Below are 14,323 nucleotides of genomic sequence, written 5' to 3'. Positions count from 1 at the left end.
GGTGAGGTCACCGAATGAAGGCGCTGTCGGCCGCGCCGGAGCTGTCCCCGGCCGACAGCGGCGCCGGTCCCCATCGATGTGTGCCGCCCATCGGCAGCGGTGAACTGGACAGTCTCGCCCTCCTCCGCTTCGAGGTGCTCGACGCCTTGGCGGTAGCCGAGGCGGTGCTACATCAGATTCACGTGCTCGAGGACTGGGTGAGGGCCCTGTCCGGTCGGTACGAAGTAGCACCCTCGCTGGCACGAGCGCTGGACGCAGAGGTCATTGCCGTCGGTCAGGCGGCACTCCCGACACGACCGATCGAGCTCCTTCTGCTCGCTCTCGATGAGCTGCACGGTCACCTCGATACCGGGTCCGTCGCACCCGCACCGCAGGGGGTGCGGCGGTCATGAAGACACCGGCTCCACCCCCAATCGGGCTGTACCGGTGCGGCACCTGCGGTAGTCCGGTGACCACCCCTTCCCGTTGCCCGGTCTGCGTACCTCGTATCGGTGTCGCGGTCGTCGGCTGCTTCGACTGCCGGCGGGGCTGCACTTTCGCAGCCGAGGTGGCCACGAGCGTCGCCCGCAAGCACCGCCGCGCCACGGCGCACCGGACCTGGGTGGAACTGGAGCAGAGCGTCCTGGCGCCGGGTCAGTTCGCCCCCACGTCGTGAGGCGGCGGCTATGGCCATCCGACTGATGACTGCGGTCTGGGACGACGAGTCGCTCCCCAGAGGTGACGTGCTGCTCATGCTCGCTCTCGCCGATCACGCGAACGACGACGGCGCGTGCTTCCCATCCATCAATCGCCTAGCCCGCCGCACCCGCTCGTCGGCGAGCACGGTGCGTCGACACCTCCGGTCTCTACGCGAAGCGGGACGACTGACGATCGACGCGCGCGAAGGTACGTCGAACCTCTACCGGATCGTCCTGCGCGGCGACGGCTGGCAGTACGCCCCCGCCCAACCTGACACCCCCTCCGTTCTGACACCCCTCCCACCTCGTGACGGGGGGACCCCTTCCACGGCTGTGCCAGGTGGGGCTGTCACAGCCGTGGCACCCGAACCGTCATCAACCCGCAGGGGAACCGACCGGTACCCGCGTCTGCTGGCTTCCCGCCCCACATCCCCCGACAGGCAGGCCGAAGCGGGCGACTCTCAGCGCGGGGATGCCGAGGGACTCGGCGTCGTGTCGCCGTCCGCCGCGTGGTTGTCCGCCCGGGACGAGCTCACCGCTCGGTTCCCGTCGGTGGCGTGGCGTGGGTGGACCCCTACGCACGACGTAGCCGCGGAGCGCCACCTGGCTCGACTCGGCGACGACCTCCTGCTCCGCGTAGCCGGCCGACCCACCCGCCCGGACCTTGCCGTCGCCTGGCTGCGGCGCTGGGAACGCGAAGCGGCGCCACGGCCCGCCCGCCCCTCCCACCGATGCCCCGACCACCTGGTCACCCACCACGGCATCTGCCCCGGCTGCCGTGCGGACCAGCTAGTCGCTCACTAGCAGCTCCGCCAATCCGAAGAAGGGACGTCTCATGAGTAGAACCACCCATCTGTCCATCGCCGAGGTCTGTGCCGAGATCGGCGTCTCGCGCTCGACGTACTACGACTGGCGGGCCAAGGGACGGGGACCCCGCTCGCTGAAGCTGCCCAACGGCGAGGTGCGCGTCCGCCGCCACGACCTGGAGCAGTGGCTCGCCAGTTGCGACGAACTCAGATGACGGCACCCGGCGAGAGGAACGCGTCCTCCACCTACGACGTCCGCGTCTGGGCCGTCACCCGCGTGGTGGGCAAGAGGGCAACGACCTACCGGCTGCGCTGGGAGGTCGGGCTGCGTCGGCACTCCCGGTCGTTCTCCACCAGGGCGCTCGCCGACAGCACCCGCTCCGAGCTCGTGGGCGCCAGCAGGCGTGGAGAGGCGTTCGACCGGGAGAGTGGGCTTCCACAATCCAGGGTCGCGAGAGAGCGCTCCATTACCTGGTGGGCATGGTCGCTGACCTACGTCGACCTGAAGTGGTCCGCCCTTGCACCCATCTCGCGCCGATCGCTCGCCGAGGCCCTGATCGACGTCACCTTGCAGTCGAGCGGGTCCTTCCCGGGTCGTCCCGACACCGCGGAACTACGACGTGCGATGTACCAGTGGGCGTATCACGCCCAGCGTCGGGCGTCGGGGCCGCCCACAGCTGAGATAGGTGCGGCCGTCCGCTGGCTGGAACGGGCTTCACCTGCGCTGGCTTCCTTCGACGACGCGTCGAATATGCGAGCGATCCTGGCTGCCCTGGCGCGACGGCAGGACGGCGCGCCCGCAGCGGCCACGACGGTGGCGCGGAAGCGCGCAGTCCTGCACAACGCCCTCGAGCTCGCGGTGGAGCACCGCCGGCTTCCGAGCAACCCGCTGTCGCGGGTGAGCTGGAAGGGACCCCGTGTGGACGACATGCTGGACGCTCGATCCGTCGTGAACCCGGACCAGGCTCGAGCCCTCCTCGCGGCAGTCGCCGACCAGGGGCCGAGGGGCCAACGACTCACCGCCTTCTTCGCACTCATGTACTACGCCGCGCTTCGCCCCAGCGAGGCCACCGCCGTCACCCTCGACGATCTGGACCTGCCGGTAAGGGGATGGGGAGAGCTGCACCTGGCCCGAAGCGATGCCGAGGTGTCCGGACGCTGGTCGGACTCGGGCCAGCGGTCGAGCCGGCACCTCAAGCACCGCGCTCGCGGACACGTGCGCGTTGTCCCGCTCCCGCCGCCTCTGGTCGCGCATCTCCGAGCTCACGTGGCGGAGTTCCACATCCGGCCAGGCGAGCGCCTGTTCCGCGGCGTGTACGGCGGCACCGTGAATGCCGCGACCTACACCAACGTATGGCGCAGAGCCAGAGAGGCCGCCCTCTCTCCGGCCGAGCAGGCGAGCCCGCTCGCGCGGCGGCCCTACGACCTCCGGCACACCGCGGTCTCGACGTGGCTCGCGGCCGGGGTCGACTCGGCTCAGGTCGCCGCGTGGGCTGGGCACAGCGTCGCCGTCCTTCACCGCGTCTATGCGCACGTCGTCTCGGGGAGGTCGGACGTGGCACGGAGCCGCATCGAGGCCATGCTCGACGAGTAGCAGGGGGAGGCGGGCTCTATGACTGGATCCAGCCACCCATGGGGTCCGGCGCCTGTGGGCACAAAGTCTCACCGTCGCTCGGTCGACCGGAGGTCACCAGGGCCGGGGGCCGGCCGCTTCGCTCTGCGGAGGCAACCGAGGTGATCCTTCCGGCCAGGAGCGGGCCGGAAGCATCATCGGGGCCCGCCTCCTTCGCCGGCCCCCCGCCGTGGTGGTGCTGCGCATCGCCCGAACGACGGTGAGACCCCCACCAGCACACAGCTACGACCCGGCCCCATGTGCAGGACGCCGACGCCCCAGGCGGCGCCGGAACAGCCGGGGCTCTGCCCCCCACCCCCGGCCCTCACTCCGATGAGGCGGACAAGATTCGACAGCACGGGCCATCGGCCGCCGCGCGGACCGGGTCGCCTGTGACGGGCGGCCGCGTTCTCCTCGCTTCTGACAGGTCGAGTACCGGGATCGCAATCACGGTGTCGCGACTGGGTCCTCCTCGCGCAGGGCGCGGTACACCGTGGCCCGGGAGACGCCGAAGCCGTCGACGAGCTCGGAGATTGACTCACCGCCCTCCCGCAGGGCCCTGATCTGACGAACCTGGGCCGGGGTGAGCTTGGAGGTTCGGCCGGTGTGCTTGCCGCGGGCGCGCGCGGCGGCTCGCGCCGCGGCGGCCCGTTCGTGCATCAGCTCTCGCTCGTAGGCGGCCAGGGCGGCGAAGATGCCGGCCAGCATCCGGCCCGTGGCGGTGGAGTAGTCGATGCCCTCGCGTAGCGACCGCAGCATCACGCCGGCTTCGGTGAGGGTCTCGATCGTCCGGATCACCCCGGACAAGGAACGGCCGAGCCGGTCGAGGGCGACGACCACGACGACGTCGCCGGCGCGGACGTAGTCCAGCAGCGCCCCCAGGCCGGGGCGGTCCTCACGAACTCCGGACATCTGGTCGGTGAAGACCCGCTCGCACCCGGCCGCCGCCAGCGCGTCACGCTGCTGGTCCAGGAGCTGGTGGTCGGTGCTGACACGGGCGTACCCGACGGTGGTCACGTCAGGACTGTCGCAGAAGTCGGCCGAACGACAGCAGCGGACACGCGAGTTTCGGACCAACTTGTGAGACGCGCAGCGTCGAGGCTGCGCCTGGGTTCTGAGGGCTGTGTGGCCGTCTCATGGCGGGCGTCTCGGAACATTGGTACTGAGACGACGTCCCGCCGGCGATCGAGGTTCGGCTCACGCGAGCGGGTGTCCCGCTCACCGCCCCGGTCCCGGTAAAGACATCCGGGCGGGGCTCCTGAAACGGCGACCCGCCCGCGTCGACGTCGGCGGCTACTGACCAGCGCCCGTGTAGGGGGTGGGTCGCCAACTGGGACGCCGGCCCGATGGGTGCTTGGTCTATGCGTGACCGACCCGACGTCTAGGCGCCGCCCACGGCTCAGGCGTCGAAGGCCAGCGAAGCGGACAGCTCTCGGTGGGCGTCGACCTGGCCCTGGATGGTGGCGAGGTTCTGCTCGACGCCGGCCATGACATCGGCGCCGGCCAGGAAGCGCAGCGGAAGGTCGCCGGAGTCGGACAGGGTGACCAGGGCGCGGGCGAGCTTGGCGGGGTCGCCGCCCTGCTGGCCGTTCATGGCCGACCACGCGGTGATGGTCTCCGCGGTGCGCTCGGCGTAGTCCGCCACGTCGAGCTCCGGCCAGATCGTCGAGGAGCCCTCGACGAGGAGCTCGGTGCGGAAGAACCCGGGCTCCACCGCCATCGTCACGATGCCGAACGGGGCGACGTCGAAGCGCAGCGACTCCATCCACCCCTCGAGGGCGAACTTCGACGCCGCGTAGGCCGCGACGAACTCCTGCCCCATCAGACCTGCGGCCGACGTCACCGTGATGACCTGCCCGGAGCGCTGCTCACGCATCAGCGGCAGGACCGTCCGGGTCACGTTGAGCGGGCCGAAGAAGTTGGTCTCCATCTGCGCGCGGACCTGGGCGGGGCTGGTGTTCTCGAAGTAGCCGGCGTAGAAGTTCCCGGCGTTGTTGACCAGCACGTCGATGCGACCGAACCGCTCCACCGCGGACTCGACGGCGGCGTCGATGCTGGCCGGGTCGGTGACGTCGAGGGCGACGGCGAGCAGGTTGTCGTGCTCGCCGACTGCGGCGGCGACGCGGGAGGCGTCGCGTCCGGTGGCGACGACGTGATGGCCGGCGGCCAGGGCGGCCTTGGCGATGTCGGTCCCCAGGCCGCGGCTCGTGCCGGTGACCAACCAGGTGTGCTGCTGTGCCATGTCCGTGTCCTCCTGTGCTCTGCCGCGCCCGGGTGGCGCACCTTCGACAACAGCGAGTCAACGCCGGCGATGTCAGCCCAGGGAGGCCCTCTCTATGGGGTCACAGCTGGTACCCCCCTGGACCGCCGCCCGCGACTTACGCTCGACGTCATGGCTGTCCGGGACGACCTGCGTGAGTTCCTCACCTCCCGTCGGGCCAAGCTGACTCCCGCCGACGTCGGCCTGCCGGACTTCGGCGGCCGCCGCCGAGTTGTCGGCCTCCGTCGCGAGGAGGTCGCCCTCGTGGCCGGCATCAGCGTCGAGTACTACGTCCGCCTGGAGCGCGGCAACGCCACCGGCATGTCCGAAAGCGTGCTCGACGGCGTCAGCCGCGCCCTGCAGCTGGACGACGCGGAACGCTCCCACCTGCACGACCTCGTCCGCGCAGCGAACGACAGCACCCGGCCACGTCGGCCACGAGCGAAGGCCCAGCAGGTCCGTCCCGGCGTGCAGCAGCTCCTCGACGCCATGCGCGACGTCCCTGCGTTCGTACAGAACGGCCGCCTCGACATACTCGCGATCAACCAGCTCGGAATGGCCGTGTTCTCCGAGATGTTCGTCGATCCTCAACGGCCGGCCAACTTCGGTCGCTTCGTCTTCCTCGACCCCCGAGCGGACGGCTTTTACCGCGACTGGAACAGCGCCGCCCAGCAAACTGTCGCAATCCTGCGGGTCGAGGCGGGCCGCTCCCCGCATGACCGTGCTCTCAGCGACCTGGTCGGCCAGCTCGCCACCCGCAGCGACACCTTTCGCCGCCTGTGGGCCTCCCACGATGTCCGGGAGCACCGCACCGGCGTCAAGTCCATCACCCACCCCGTGGTCGGCGACCTCGACCTGACCTACGAGGCCCTCGACCTGTCCGCGAGCCGCGGGCTGCAGTTAATCGCCTACACCGCCCGACCGGACTCGCCCGACTCTGACGCCCTCCGAATGCTCGCCAGCTACACCGCGAGCGAGGTCCCGACCAAGAGCTGATGCGCTCCTGCCGGTCGCCAGTTGAGGATGGGCAACGCGGACCAAGCAGCGGAGGGGTAGCCGGCGGGCGGTGGGCGTCTACCGTCGCGGGGTGGCCCAGGAGATCCCGCTGAGCTCCGAGGCGGCCGACCTCGTGGCCACCGCCCGGGCCCTCGGCGACCGGACCGAGCAGCTGCGCCGGCAGACCCTCGACACCGCCGCCCAACGCGCCCAGGTCGCCCTTCGCCTCCACACCGATCACGGCATGTCCATCGCCCGCGTCGCGGCCGCGCTAGGCATCACCGAGACCACCGCCCAGCAGATGCTCGCCCGGGCCAAGGCCGCCGCGCCGCCCCGCTGACGGGAGGCCTCAGACGGGGCGGGCCGCCTGGCTCATCACCGAAACGATGGCCCGGCACACCTCCTCGGCGTACTCCGGTTCGCTGACGCCGGTGTTCGCGAGGTCCCAGACCTTGAGCCACAGCACCTTGTCCATGCCGACGCCCTGCCCGTCGAGGGGCAGGAGATGCGTCCGGCCCCTCCGGCACGCTGCGCCATGACCGACGAGCAGCACGGCCCCGGCATGGTCCGCCTCGACCGATTTGTCGAACAGCGGCTCGACGAAGACCAGACGGCTGGCCGTGACCCCGCGGTCGTCGCGGCGCACCGGCGCATCGTCGACGCTTACCGCGCCTCCCGGGACTGGTCGCTGCACAAGGCCGGTGTCGGGCTCGGGCTCAAGGCGGTCGCCAGCATCTACGCCGACCATCCGGACTACGACTCCACCTGGCATCGCTAGCCGACCGGCCACCCACCACCACTGAGCACCCCGCGACGCCTGTCGCCTGATGTCGCCGTCCGCGGCCCACGGGGGATCGGCTACCGGACTCGAGCGGCAGCGTTCGGAGTCGCTGATCCACGCCGCACGGTGCAGGGAGAAGCACCCGCCTTCTACCGCTCCAGGTCCGTGCTGGCGCGCACGGCCCGTGAGGTCGAGGCCGGTCGTTCCGTGGTTCGTGAGAACGCCGGCGCACGGATGGCGTCGCGGGGTGCGAGGCCTTGGCGGGCGGTCGCCAGGGCGATGGCTGCCTCGCTGTTGGGAAACGGGTTGGGCCCGGCAGCCGAGGCGAGCTGGTGAGCGGTGGTGCGTGCCTGGACGAGGCGGTGCATCAGGTCGGGCTGCCACTGCGAGCGGGGGGCCTGCCGGACCCAGAGGGTGCTGGTGGCGCGTTCGTTGGGGTTGGTCACGAGCCAGCCGGCGGTGGCCAGCTGGTGGCGGGCGGCGCGGTGCAGGGCGTCGACGACGGCGGGCTGGCTGCGGGCGATCGCGGCGGCGACCCGGGGCGCGTCGGGGTGCTCGGGGCTCATGGCGGCGACGTAGGTGAGCAGAAGTTGTGCCTGCTGCAGCGGTCGGTGGTCGCTGGTGGGTTCGATGGTCTGCAGCTGACGGGGCACGACGGCCTGCAGCTGGGCGAGCTGCCCGCGGGCGGCGCCGGCGACGTCGACGTCGCCGGTGAGGCGGGCGACGTGCTCGACGAGGCGGGCCTGGGTGCGGGCCAGGTGGGTGAGGTCGCGAGGGCTGATGGTGTGGGCCCGGTCGAGCAGTTCCACGGTGGCGTCCTGGGCGAGCGGGACGTGCACGGGGGCCTTGACCGCGGCGGGTCGGGTGAACGGCTGGTGCAGCGGGGCGACGTCGGGCAGGGGACCGCGGGCGGCGAGCGCGCGGGTGCGTTCCCCTGCTGCCCGGAGACCGGCGGTGGCGGCAGCGGCGTAGCGGTCGGACAGCACGCCGGGCGTGATGCCGAGCTGGGCCTGGACGTCGACGCTCATCCGGGTCGCGGCGCGGGCGACGCTCTCGTCCAGGTGCGCGAGGCCCTGGGCGATGGAGCCGACGTCGGCCATCAGCGACCACGCCTGGTGGCTGCGGGGTCGTGAGGCGGGGTCCGCCGTCCGCCAGGCGTCGGCGGCCGTGATCGAGGCGCGGGCGAGGTCGTGCCACAGCCGTGCGGGGCCGGGAGGCGGGTTGGTGGTGAGGACGTCGGACAGCGCGACGCCGGGGGTGGCCGGGTGCTGCTCCAGCGCGATGCCGAGCGCCTTGACCGGGTTGGTCTCCAGCAGCTGGACGGTGGGTCCTCCTGCGCCGCGGGGGCCGTCGCGGCGGGTGAGGTCGCGGTGGACGGTGACGAGGGTTCGGACGGTGGCGGCGTGGCTGGCCACGGCGAGGGGGAGCAGGTCGGGGGCGACGGGTTCGCGGTGCTCAAGGAGGGCGGCGACCTGGCGGCCGACGTCGTACCAGGAGCGGGTCCAGGTGTCAGGTCGGCCCTCGACCCCGGTGGGGCTGCTCACCGTCGCACCGTGTTCGTCGCGCCGTCGCTCGAGTTCTCCGCCGCGGTGTCCTGGGCCGCCACGGCCGGGCCCGGGTCGTGTCGGGGTGCCTGGTGCTGGCGGAGGGTGCGGACCGCGAAGGCGTAGCCGACGGCGCGGGCCGGCGGTGTGGCGTCGTCGGGGGTGGTGATGAGCTCGTGCAGCGCGTCGAGGACCTGGTCGAGGACGACCGGCCATGGGTCGGTGGAGCTGACCGGCGAGGTCGGCGGGTACGGCGGGCGGACGTCGAGCAGGTCCCCGAAGACGTCGCCGAGGTCGAGGACCGCCGGGGTCGGGACGTCGTCGCGCAGCAGCAGCCCGTCGAGTAGGTCCAGGGCACGTGACAGCAGGGGAGGGGGTGCCTGTGTCGTCACGGCCGGGCCGTCCGTCGCGCCGGCTGAAGAGGTAGGTGTGCTCATGTCGTCGTCTCCTGCTCGTCGGCTGCTGTGCTCGCGGGGTGGGTGTGCGCTCGTCCCCCGCCTCACCGGAGCGAGGGCCGGGGGTGCGGGGGCAGAGCCCCTGCGGTCCTGGTTCCTCCGGCGCCGCCAGGGCGCCGGTGTCCCGTTGCAGGGTGCCTGGCAGGGCTGGTGACGTGGTGGGTTGTGCTGGGGGTCTCACCGTCGTTCGGGCGATGCGCAGCACCACCACGGCGGGGGGCCGGCGGAGGAGGTGGGGCCTCAAGATGCTTCGAGCGGAGCGGTCTCGAAGGATCTTGGGGTGCCTCCGCAGAGCGCAGCGGCCGACCCCCCGCCGTGGTGACCTCCGGTCGACCGGGCGACGGTGAGACCCCCAGTGCACGCGACAGACGCGGCCGCGCGCCCGGGGCCGTCAGCCGGAGTGGGAGTCTTCCAACGGGGTCTTCGGCGCCGTGTCTGCCAGCGCCGTGGTGTGCGTCGCTGCTGTGCTGCGTCCGCCGGTCCTGGGTGCGCTGCTGCGGGGGCGGCCCGGGGCGCGCTTGCTGGCTGCGTCGAGGGCGACGCGCTTGAGCTCGTCGGCGGTCCAGCCGGCGCGCAGCGCGGCGGTGTACGCGGCGGTGTCGTTGCGCTCGGCCTCGGCCAGGGCAGCGCGCTGGTCCTCGCGTGCCTGCCGTGCGGCGGCGAGGACGCGGACGGCGGCGACCTTCTCGTCGAGAAGGGCACGCGCGGCGGCCTCGATGCGATTGGCGTCGGCCGGAATCGTTGTCATCAGTGCACAGTAGATAGGCGGGTCTCCAGACGCCAGTGGCGCACGGCCAACGTGTGGACTGTGTAGGGAGATTCGCAGGTGGGGGTGGGTACGTCCATCCACTTCGGAGCGGAGCAAGCTATACGGTTAGGTGCCCTAACCGGGCCCCGAGGGTGGACGTCGGGGCGTGGCGTCCGCACACTTGGTGTGCACCCCCGTAAACGGGGGGCGCTGCGCTGGGCCGAGGAGGACGAGCGATGAGCGAGACGCCGAGGGGCGCGTCGACGTCAAGGTTCCGTCGTCGACGCGCGAACCAGCCGGGGGGTCGGCAGCACTCGCACCGGGTGAAGGTGACCCCGGAGGAGGAGGCGGTCCTGCTGCAGCTGGCCCTTGCCCAGGGCGTGTCGGTGCCGCGGCTGCTCGTCGAGGCGGCCACGAGCAGGTCGGGGAAGTCGTCGACGGAGCGGCGTGCGGTGATCGCGGAGTTGCTGGCGGTGCGCCGGCTGCTGGCGGCGGTGTCGAACAACGTCAACCAGCTGGCGCGGCACGCCAACTCGGGGGAGGAGTTCCCGGAGGAGGCGGCGATGACGTTGCGGGCGGTGCGGCGGCTGGTGCCGCGCATCGACGCAGCTGCGGATGCGCTGGCCCGCCCGTGATGCCGAACATCACCCGTGGGGAGCGGATGGGTGGTCTGCTGGCCTATCTGCAGGGCCCGGGTCGGGCGAACGAGCACACCGAGCCGCACCTGGTCGCCGGTGACCCGGCGGTGATGGCGTGGCACGACGACGCGGTTCTGGGCCGGTCGACGGCGCTGGCGATCGCGGCGGAGCTCGACCACCCGCGCCGGCTGTTCGGGGTGGAGGTCGCGGGTGGGTCGGTGTGGCACTGCTCGCTCAGCCTGCGCGCGGAGGAAGGCCAGCTGAGCGATGAGAAGTGGGCGGCCATCGCGCACGACCTCGTCGACGGCATGGGGTTCTCCGACGACACCCGCTACGTCGCCGGTCCCGACGGGCACGGCGAGTTGGTGGGTCGGGCGGGGTGCCGGTGGGTGGCGGTGCGGCACGGGGTGTCGACCAACGGCAACGACCACGTCCACATCGCGGTGTCGTTGGTCCGGGAGGACGGCACGAAGGCGTCGGTGTGGAACGACCGGCCCCGCGCGCAGCGCGTCGCCGGCGAGCTCGAGCGGAAGCACGGGCTGGAGGTCCTGGAGTCGCGTGCTGCGGGGCGCGGCAGCAGGGGGGTGAAGCCGGCGGAGGTCGCGACCGCTGCGAGGCGCGGTGACGTCGAGGCGGCACGGCCGGCGCTGGCGCGGATGGTCCGGGGGTGCGCGACGGCGGCCGCGGACGAGGCGGAGTTCGTGCGCCGGCTGCGCCGTGGTGGGCTGCTGGTCCGGCCGCGGTACGTGGCCGGCCGGGACGACGTCGTGGCGGGTTACTCGGTCGCGCTGCGCCTGCCGGCAAACACGGTCGGGCAGCGGCCCGTCTGGTACGGCGGCGGGCACCTCGACCGGGACCTGACGCTGCCGCGGCTGCGGCAGGGTTGGCCTGACACCCCGACGGGTGCGGGCGACGCGGTGGCGGAGTGGAACGCCGGCAGGCGGGGCGCGCGGCCGGTGCGGCCGGGCCGGGAGACGGTGGAACCGGCGCCGGAGCTGTGGCAGCAGTACGGCCGTGAGGTCGCGGCGCTGCGGGAGCGGCTGCGCCTGGTCCCGGTGACGGACCGGGCGACCTGGGCGCACGTGGCGCACGAGACCGCGGGCGCGTTCGCGGCGTGGTCGGTGCGGGTGGAGCCGGTCCCGGGCCCGCTCGCGGCGACCGCGGATGCGCTGGCCCGCTCGGCACAGCTGCGCGCGTTCGAGACGCGGACCAGCGACACGGGCGGGGCGCCGGTGGCCGCTGCGTCGTCGTCGGTGAAGGGTGCGGCGCTGCTGTTGGCGTCGATCGCTCACGGCGGTCAGGGCACGGTGGCTCAGGCGGTGCTGCTGCGGCAGCTGGCGAACGTGGCCAAGGCCATCCATGACGTCCACCAGGCGGCCGGGGAGGCCCGGCGCGCGGGTGAGATCGCGGCCGCGGTCCGCACGCAGCTGCGCCTGGTCGAGGGCTCCCTGCCGGCCCTGGTGGCCGCAGGTCACATGCAGGCGGGTGCGGGGGAGCGGGCCGAGCACGAGGCTGTCCGGTTGGCGCGCACCGGGCAGGTCCCCGTGGAGACGGCGCCAGTGCGGGCGGCCGGTTCACCGGTACCGCGGTCGCTGCGCCCCGGCCGTGTGGAGCACGGCACTGCGGCGAGGACCACAGGCGATGACGTCGAGCGGTAGAGCCCGCAACCGCCGGAGCACCAACCGTCGGAACACGACTAGCAGGACGGGTGCCCCGACCGGAGCCCCCGAGGTGACGAGGAGGGGGAACGGTCATGGTTGAGCAGAGCGACGGTATGGACGACGTGCTGGACGGGACGCTGCGGGTTGCGTTGACCGCCGCGGGAAGGCTGGCTGAGATTGCCGCGCGTGAGCAGGAGCAGTCGGCGCGTGCGGCGCGGGGTGTCAGTGAGAACGAGGCGCGGCAGCTGCAGGCCCGGCTCGACGCGGAGCGCTCAGCAGCGCGCGCGCAGCTGGCCCCCGTGCGGCAGGACGACTGGTGGGACAAGGCCCGCACCTCTGACATCGCACGGGCCTGGCAGACCGCAGCCACCTGGCAGCAGGTCGACCCCGAGGCCGCCGCCGCGGTGACCGTCATCCGGCAGCAGGTCCAGAAGCGGTTCGACGTCGACATCGACACCATCACGGCGGCGGACCCTCGGTCGGTGCAGACCCTGCTCGACGAGCACGGCCCAGCCGCACCCCGCCGCGGGCAGGAGGCGGCCCAGCAAGCAGAAGCAGCGATCCTCCTCGCCACCGACGACCGGAGCAGGGCGGCGTCGACCGCAGCACAGCCGGCGGCGGCCGTCGACGGCTGGGACAGCCTGCAGCGACGGGTCGACCTCGGCCACCGGGTGGCGCAGCAGGCCGACCCGGAGGTCGCCGAGGCCCGCGTCGTCGCAGACACCCACCAGGCAACCCCACCCGCAGCCGCCACCGCGCTGACGGCCACCCGGGGTGGCCACGTGGTCCAGCGCCCGGCTCCCGCCGCTGAGGTGCGCCTGGAACGCTGAGGCGAACCAGTGTCCGGAGGCGGTCTCGCGGGATTCCCGGCGCCCCTCGGCCGGGCACCTCCTACCTGCTCGTCGTCAACGACGTGCTCGGCGGACTCAGAAGCCGGTCAACCCACCGCGAAGCGCCGACGCGACCGGCATCTTGCCGCGACAGACCGCGCGGCGACGCTCTGCCGCTCGGACTGGCCCGGGCTGAGCATTCCTGGGTGTGCGCCCATGACGTCCGCGGCAAGGGTCGGCTGCACTCGCCACGGGCGGACGCTGTGCGGTCGACTGGTCAACCTCGGAGGGCTCGCCGACGTCAGATTTGTCAACTCCACTAGTTCCGGCTCTTCGACAACCACCGGTACGGCCTCATGGACGCGGCGGTCAAGCAGCCCGACGTCACCCGGCTCGTTAGGGGTGCCGAGCGGGGAGTCCTTCGTGCTGCACCCGGGCGAGTTCGTCCTCGGCAGCACGTACGAGCAGGTCACGTTCGGCCCCGGCCCGGCCGCGCGGCTGGAGGGCAAGTCGAGCCTCGGCCGGCTCGGCCTGCTCCCGCACTCGACGGCGGGGTTCATCGACCCCGGCTTCTCCGGCCACGTCACGTTCCCGCTGTCCGACAAGGCGACGCTGCCGATCGCGCTCTGGCCCGGGATGAAGATCGGCCAGGAGCAGGTCGACGACGTACTCGGCGGCCCCGTCGACTAGGACATCACCTTCGAGACCGTGGAGTCGGCAGCGCCGGTGGGAGCGCTGACCGCTGCTCATCCGAGCCGACGATCTGGCGTCTGGAGGGGCACAGCGTCCCGGGTGGAGACCGCCGGAAGGCCCTCCGGGGGCCTCTACAGCGTCCTGGCCCAGTCCGTGCGTCCGCCACGGTCGATACAGTCTGGGTAGTCCGAGAACAAGATGTTCCGCTCGGACACTGAGCAAGCCACCGAACCCTGGAAAGAGTCCACCGGGGGGAGGCGGCCCGGCCCCCGCGAAGGGCCGGACCGCATCGCGCACCCGAGGGTGTGCAGGACAACGTCGGAACCCGTCATCCGTTAGCAGCAGCTGGCTGCGGTTGACGACTGTACCTAGTGCGGTGGGGAAGCCCAAGGGCAAGTTGCCCGAAGGCAACCCGGGTGACGGCGTGGAACGAGCCACATCCACCCTGATGCACCTGGAGCACGCCATGCCCAAGCACCACCGCCCCAAGGACCGCCACCGCTGCCAGATCCCCGACGTCGTCACCGTCGGGCTCTACGCGGCGCTGTACCTGCTCTTCGTCGACCACCGGACGGCCACTCTGGTGGGCAAGGTCGCGGAGCTCAGCGGCTGAGCTCGGACG

17 protein-coding genes and 1 pseudogene are annotated in these 14,323 nt (G+C 72.3%); 12 read left to right on the top strand and 6 right to left on the bottom strand.

The annotated features are described in order from the left end of the window. Window positions 1-14: 14 nt before the first annotated feature. The 4 genes from WCS02_RS00720 to WCS02_RS00710 all read left to right on the top strand — a co-directional run bounded on the left by WCS02_RS00720 (window position 15) and on the right by WCS02_RS00710 (window position 3,077). Window positions 15-392: a hypothetical protein gene (locus WCS02_RS00720; protein WP_340288252.1), complete on the top strand. Its 378-nt coding sequence runs from the start codon at window positions 15-17 to the stop codon at window positions 390-392. 273 nt (window positions 393-665) lie between these two features. Beyond that, window positions 666-1,481 carry a helix-turn-helix domain-containing protein gene (locus tag WCS02_RS21110; protein ID WP_376984271.1) on the top strand — a complete coding sequence of 272 codons (816 nt, stop codon included), beginning with the start codon at window positions 666-668 and terminating at the stop codon, window positions 1,479-1,481. Window positions 1,482-1,512: 31 nt separating this feature from the next. Beyond that, window positions 1,513-1,698, top strand: a complete 186-nt coding sequence (locus tag WCS02_RS00715; RefSeq protein WP_340288249.1) for a helix-turn-helix transcriptional regulator — start codon at window positions 1,513-1,515, stop codon at window positions 1,696-1,698. Then, complete coding sequence (locus WCS02_RS00710) at window positions 1,695-3,077, top strand: tyrosine-type recombinase/integrase (protein ID WP_340288246.1); 1,383 nt, start codon at window positions 1,695-1,697, stop codon at window positions 3,075-3,077. The genes WCS02_RS00715 and WCS02_RS00710 overlap by 4 nt, the downstream gene beginning before the upstream one ends. A gap of 465 nt (window positions 3,078-3,542) precedes the next feature. Here the strand turns inward: WCS02_RS00710 and WCS02_RS00705 are convergent, their stop codons facing one another. Then, window positions 3,543-4,112, bottom strand: a complete 570-nt coding sequence (locus tag WCS02_RS00705; RefSeq protein WP_340288243.1) for a recombinase family protein — start codon at window positions 4,110-4,112, stop codon at window positions 3,543-3,545. Window positions 4,113-4,494: 382 nt separating this feature from the next. Next, window positions 4,495-5,337 carry an SDR family oxidoreductase gene (locus WCS02_RS00700; RefSeq protein ID WP_340288240.1) on the bottom strand — a complete coding sequence of 281 codons (843 nt, stop codon included), beginning with the start codon at window positions 5,335-5,337 and terminating at the stop codon, window positions 4,495-4,497. 150 nt (window positions 5,338-5,487) lie between these two features. On the opposite strand from WCS02_RS00700, the gene WCS02_RS00695 reads away from it, so the two are divergent. Together WCS02_RS00695 and WCS02_RS00690 are read left to right on the top strand one after the other, a co-directional pair. Beyond that, a complete protein-coding gene (locus WCS02_RS00695) occupies window positions 5,488-6,351 on the top strand; it encodes an MmyB family transcriptional regulator (protein WP_340288237.1) in 864 nt (287 codons plus the stop codon). Between the two features lie 91 nt (window positions 6,352-6,442). Continuing rightward, complete coding sequence (locus WCS02_RS00690; RefSeq protein WP_340288234.1) at window positions 6,443-6,691, top strand: sigma factor-like helix-turn-helix DNA-binding protein; 249 nt, start codon at window positions 6,443-6,445, stop codon at window positions 6,689-6,691. 9 nt (window positions 6,692-6,700) lie between these two features. Here the strand turns inward: WCS02_RS00690 and WCS02_RS00685 are convergent, their stop codons facing one another. Next, window positions 6,701-6,826, bottom strand: a complete 126-nt coding sequence (locus WCS02_RS00685; protein WP_340288231.1) for a hypothetical protein — start codon at window positions 6,824-6,826, stop codon at window positions 6,701-6,703. A 60-nt stretch (window positions 6,827-6,886) separates the two neighbouring features. On the opposite strand from WCS02_RS00685, the gene WCS02_RS00680 reads away from it, so the two are divergent. Beyond that, window positions 6,887-7,129: a DUF6221 family protein gene (locus WCS02_RS00680; protein ID WP_340288229.1), complete on the top strand. Its 243-nt coding sequence runs from the start codon at window positions 6,887-6,889 to the stop codon at window positions 7,127-7,129. Between the two features lie 152 nt (window positions 7,130-7,281). Here WCS02_RS00680 and WCS02_RS00675 read toward each other — a convergent pair whose 3' ends face one another. The 3 genes from WCS02_RS00675 to WCS02_RS00665 form a co-directional block, all read right to left on the bottom strand. Next, window positions 7,282-8,676 carry a hypothetical protein gene (locus WCS02_RS00675; protein ID WP_340288226.1) on the bottom strand — a complete coding sequence of 465 codons (1,395 nt, stop codon included), beginning with the start codon at window positions 8,674-8,676 and terminating at the stop codon, window positions 7,282-7,284. Next, entirely contained in the window at window positions 8,673-9,113 is a 441-nt protein-coding gene (locus tag WCS02_RS00670; RefSeq protein WP_340288223.1) for a hypothetical protein, read from the bottom strand. Before WCS02_RS00670 ends, WCS02_RS00675 begins: the two co-directional genes overlap by 4 nt. A gap of 409 nt (window positions 9,114-9,522) precedes the next feature. Next, window positions 9,523-9,879 carry a hypothetical protein gene (locus WCS02_RS00665; protein WP_340288221.1) on the bottom strand — a complete coding sequence of 119 codons (357 nt, stop codon included), beginning with the start codon at window positions 9,877-9,879 and terminating at the stop codon, window positions 9,523-9,525. A gap of 236 nt (window positions 9,880-10,115) precedes the next feature. Between WCS02_RS00665 and WCS02_RS00660 the strand changes: the two genes are divergently transcribed. The 5 genes and pseudogenes from WCS02_RS00660 (at window position 10,116) to WCS02_RS00640 (ending at window position 14,314) form a co-directional block, all read left to right on the top strand. Further along, complete coding sequence (locus tag WCS02_RS00660) at window positions 10,116-10,514, top strand: MobC family plasmid mobilization relaxosome protein (protein ID WP_376984270.1); 399 nt, start codon at window positions 10,116-10,118, stop codon at window positions 10,512-10,514. Continuing rightward, a complete protein-coding gene (locus WCS02_RS00655) occupies window positions 10,514-12,175 on the top strand; it encodes a relaxase/mobilization nuclease domain-containing protein (protein WP_340288308.1) in 1,662 nt (553 codons plus the stop codon). Before WCS02_RS00660 ends, WCS02_RS00655 begins: the two co-directional genes overlap by 1 nt. A 95-nt stretch (window positions 12,176-12,270) precedes the next feature. Continuing rightward, entirely contained in the window at window positions 12,271-13,008 is a 738-nt protein-coding gene (locus tag WCS02_RS00650; RefSeq protein ID WP_340288217.1) for a hypothetical protein, read from the top strand. A 323-nt stretch (window positions 13,009-13,331) separates the two neighbouring features. Next, window positions 13,332-13,659: pseudogene (gene dcd / locus WCS02_RS00645) on the top strand (dCTP deaminase); the annotation flags it as partial. A gap of 466 nt (window positions 13,660-14,125) precedes the next feature. After that, complete coding sequence (locus WCS02_RS00640; RefSeq protein WP_340288215.1) at window positions 14,126-14,314, top strand: hypothetical protein; 189 nt, start codon at window positions 14,126-14,128, stop codon at window positions 14,312-14,314. Window positions 14,315-14,323 lie beyond the last annotated feature (9 nt).

This window comes from Aquipuribacter hungaricus, from assembly GCF_037860755.1.
GTDB lineage: Bacteria > Actinomycetota > Actinomycetes > Actinomycetales > JBBAYJ01 > Aquipuribacter > Aquipuribacter hungaricus.
The sequence above is the reverse complement of the archived record's forward strand: the minus strand, read 5'-3'. Positions and strand labels throughout refer to the sequence as shown.

Coding starts and splice junctions, on each gene's coding strand:
- WCS02_RS00685 (WP_340288231.1), bottom strand. CDS start 6,826: ATGGACAAGGTGCTGTGGCTCAAGGTCTGGGACCTCGCGAACACCGGC.
- WCS02_RS00660 (WP_376984270.1), top strand. CDS start 10,116: ATGAGCGAGACGCCGAGGGGCGCGTCGACGTCAAGGTTCCGTCGTCGA.
- WCS02_RS00715 (WP_340288249.1), top strand. CDS start 1,513: ATGAGTAGAACCACCCATCTGTCCATCGCCGAGGTCTGTGCCGAGATC.
- WCS02_RS00710 (WP_340288246.1), top strand. CDS start 1,695: ATGACGGCACCCGGCGAGAGGAACGCGTCCTCCACCTACGACGTCCGC.
- WCS02_RS00720 (WP_340288252.1), top strand. CDS start 15: ATGAAGGCGCTGTCGGCCGCGCCGGAGCTGTCCCCGGCCGACAGCGGC.
- WCS02_RS00665 (WP_340288221.1), bottom strand. CDS start 9,879: ATGACAACGATTCCGGCCGACGCCAATCGCATCGAGGCCGCCGCGCGT.
- WCS02_RS00680 (WP_340288229.1), top strand. CDS start 6,887: ATGACCGACGAGCAGCACGGCCCCGGCATGGTCCGCCTCGACCGATTT.
- WCS02_RS00650 (WP_340288217.1), top strand. CDS start 12,271: ATGGTTGAGCAGAGCGACGGTATGGACGACGTGCTGGACGGGACGCTG.
- WCS02_RS00700 (WP_340288240.1), bottom strand. CDS start 5,337: ATGGCACAGCAGCACACCTGGTTGGTCACCGGCACGAGCCGCGGCCTG.
- WCS02_RS21110 (WP_376984271.1), top strand. CDS start 666: ATGGCCATCCGACTGATGACTGCGGTCTGGGACGACGAGTCGCTCCCC.
- WCS02_RS00655 (WP_340288308.1), top strand. CDS start 10,514: ATGCCGAACATCACCCGTGGGGAGCGGATGGGTGGTCTGCTGGCCTAT.
- WCS02_RS00695 (WP_340288237.1), top strand. CDS start 5,488: ATGGCTGTCCGGGACGACCTGCGTGAGTTCCTCACCTCCCGTCGGGCC.
- WCS02_RS00670 (WP_340288223.1), bottom strand. CDS start 9,113: ATGAGCACACCTACCTCTTCAGCCGGCGCGACGGACGGCCCGGCCGTG.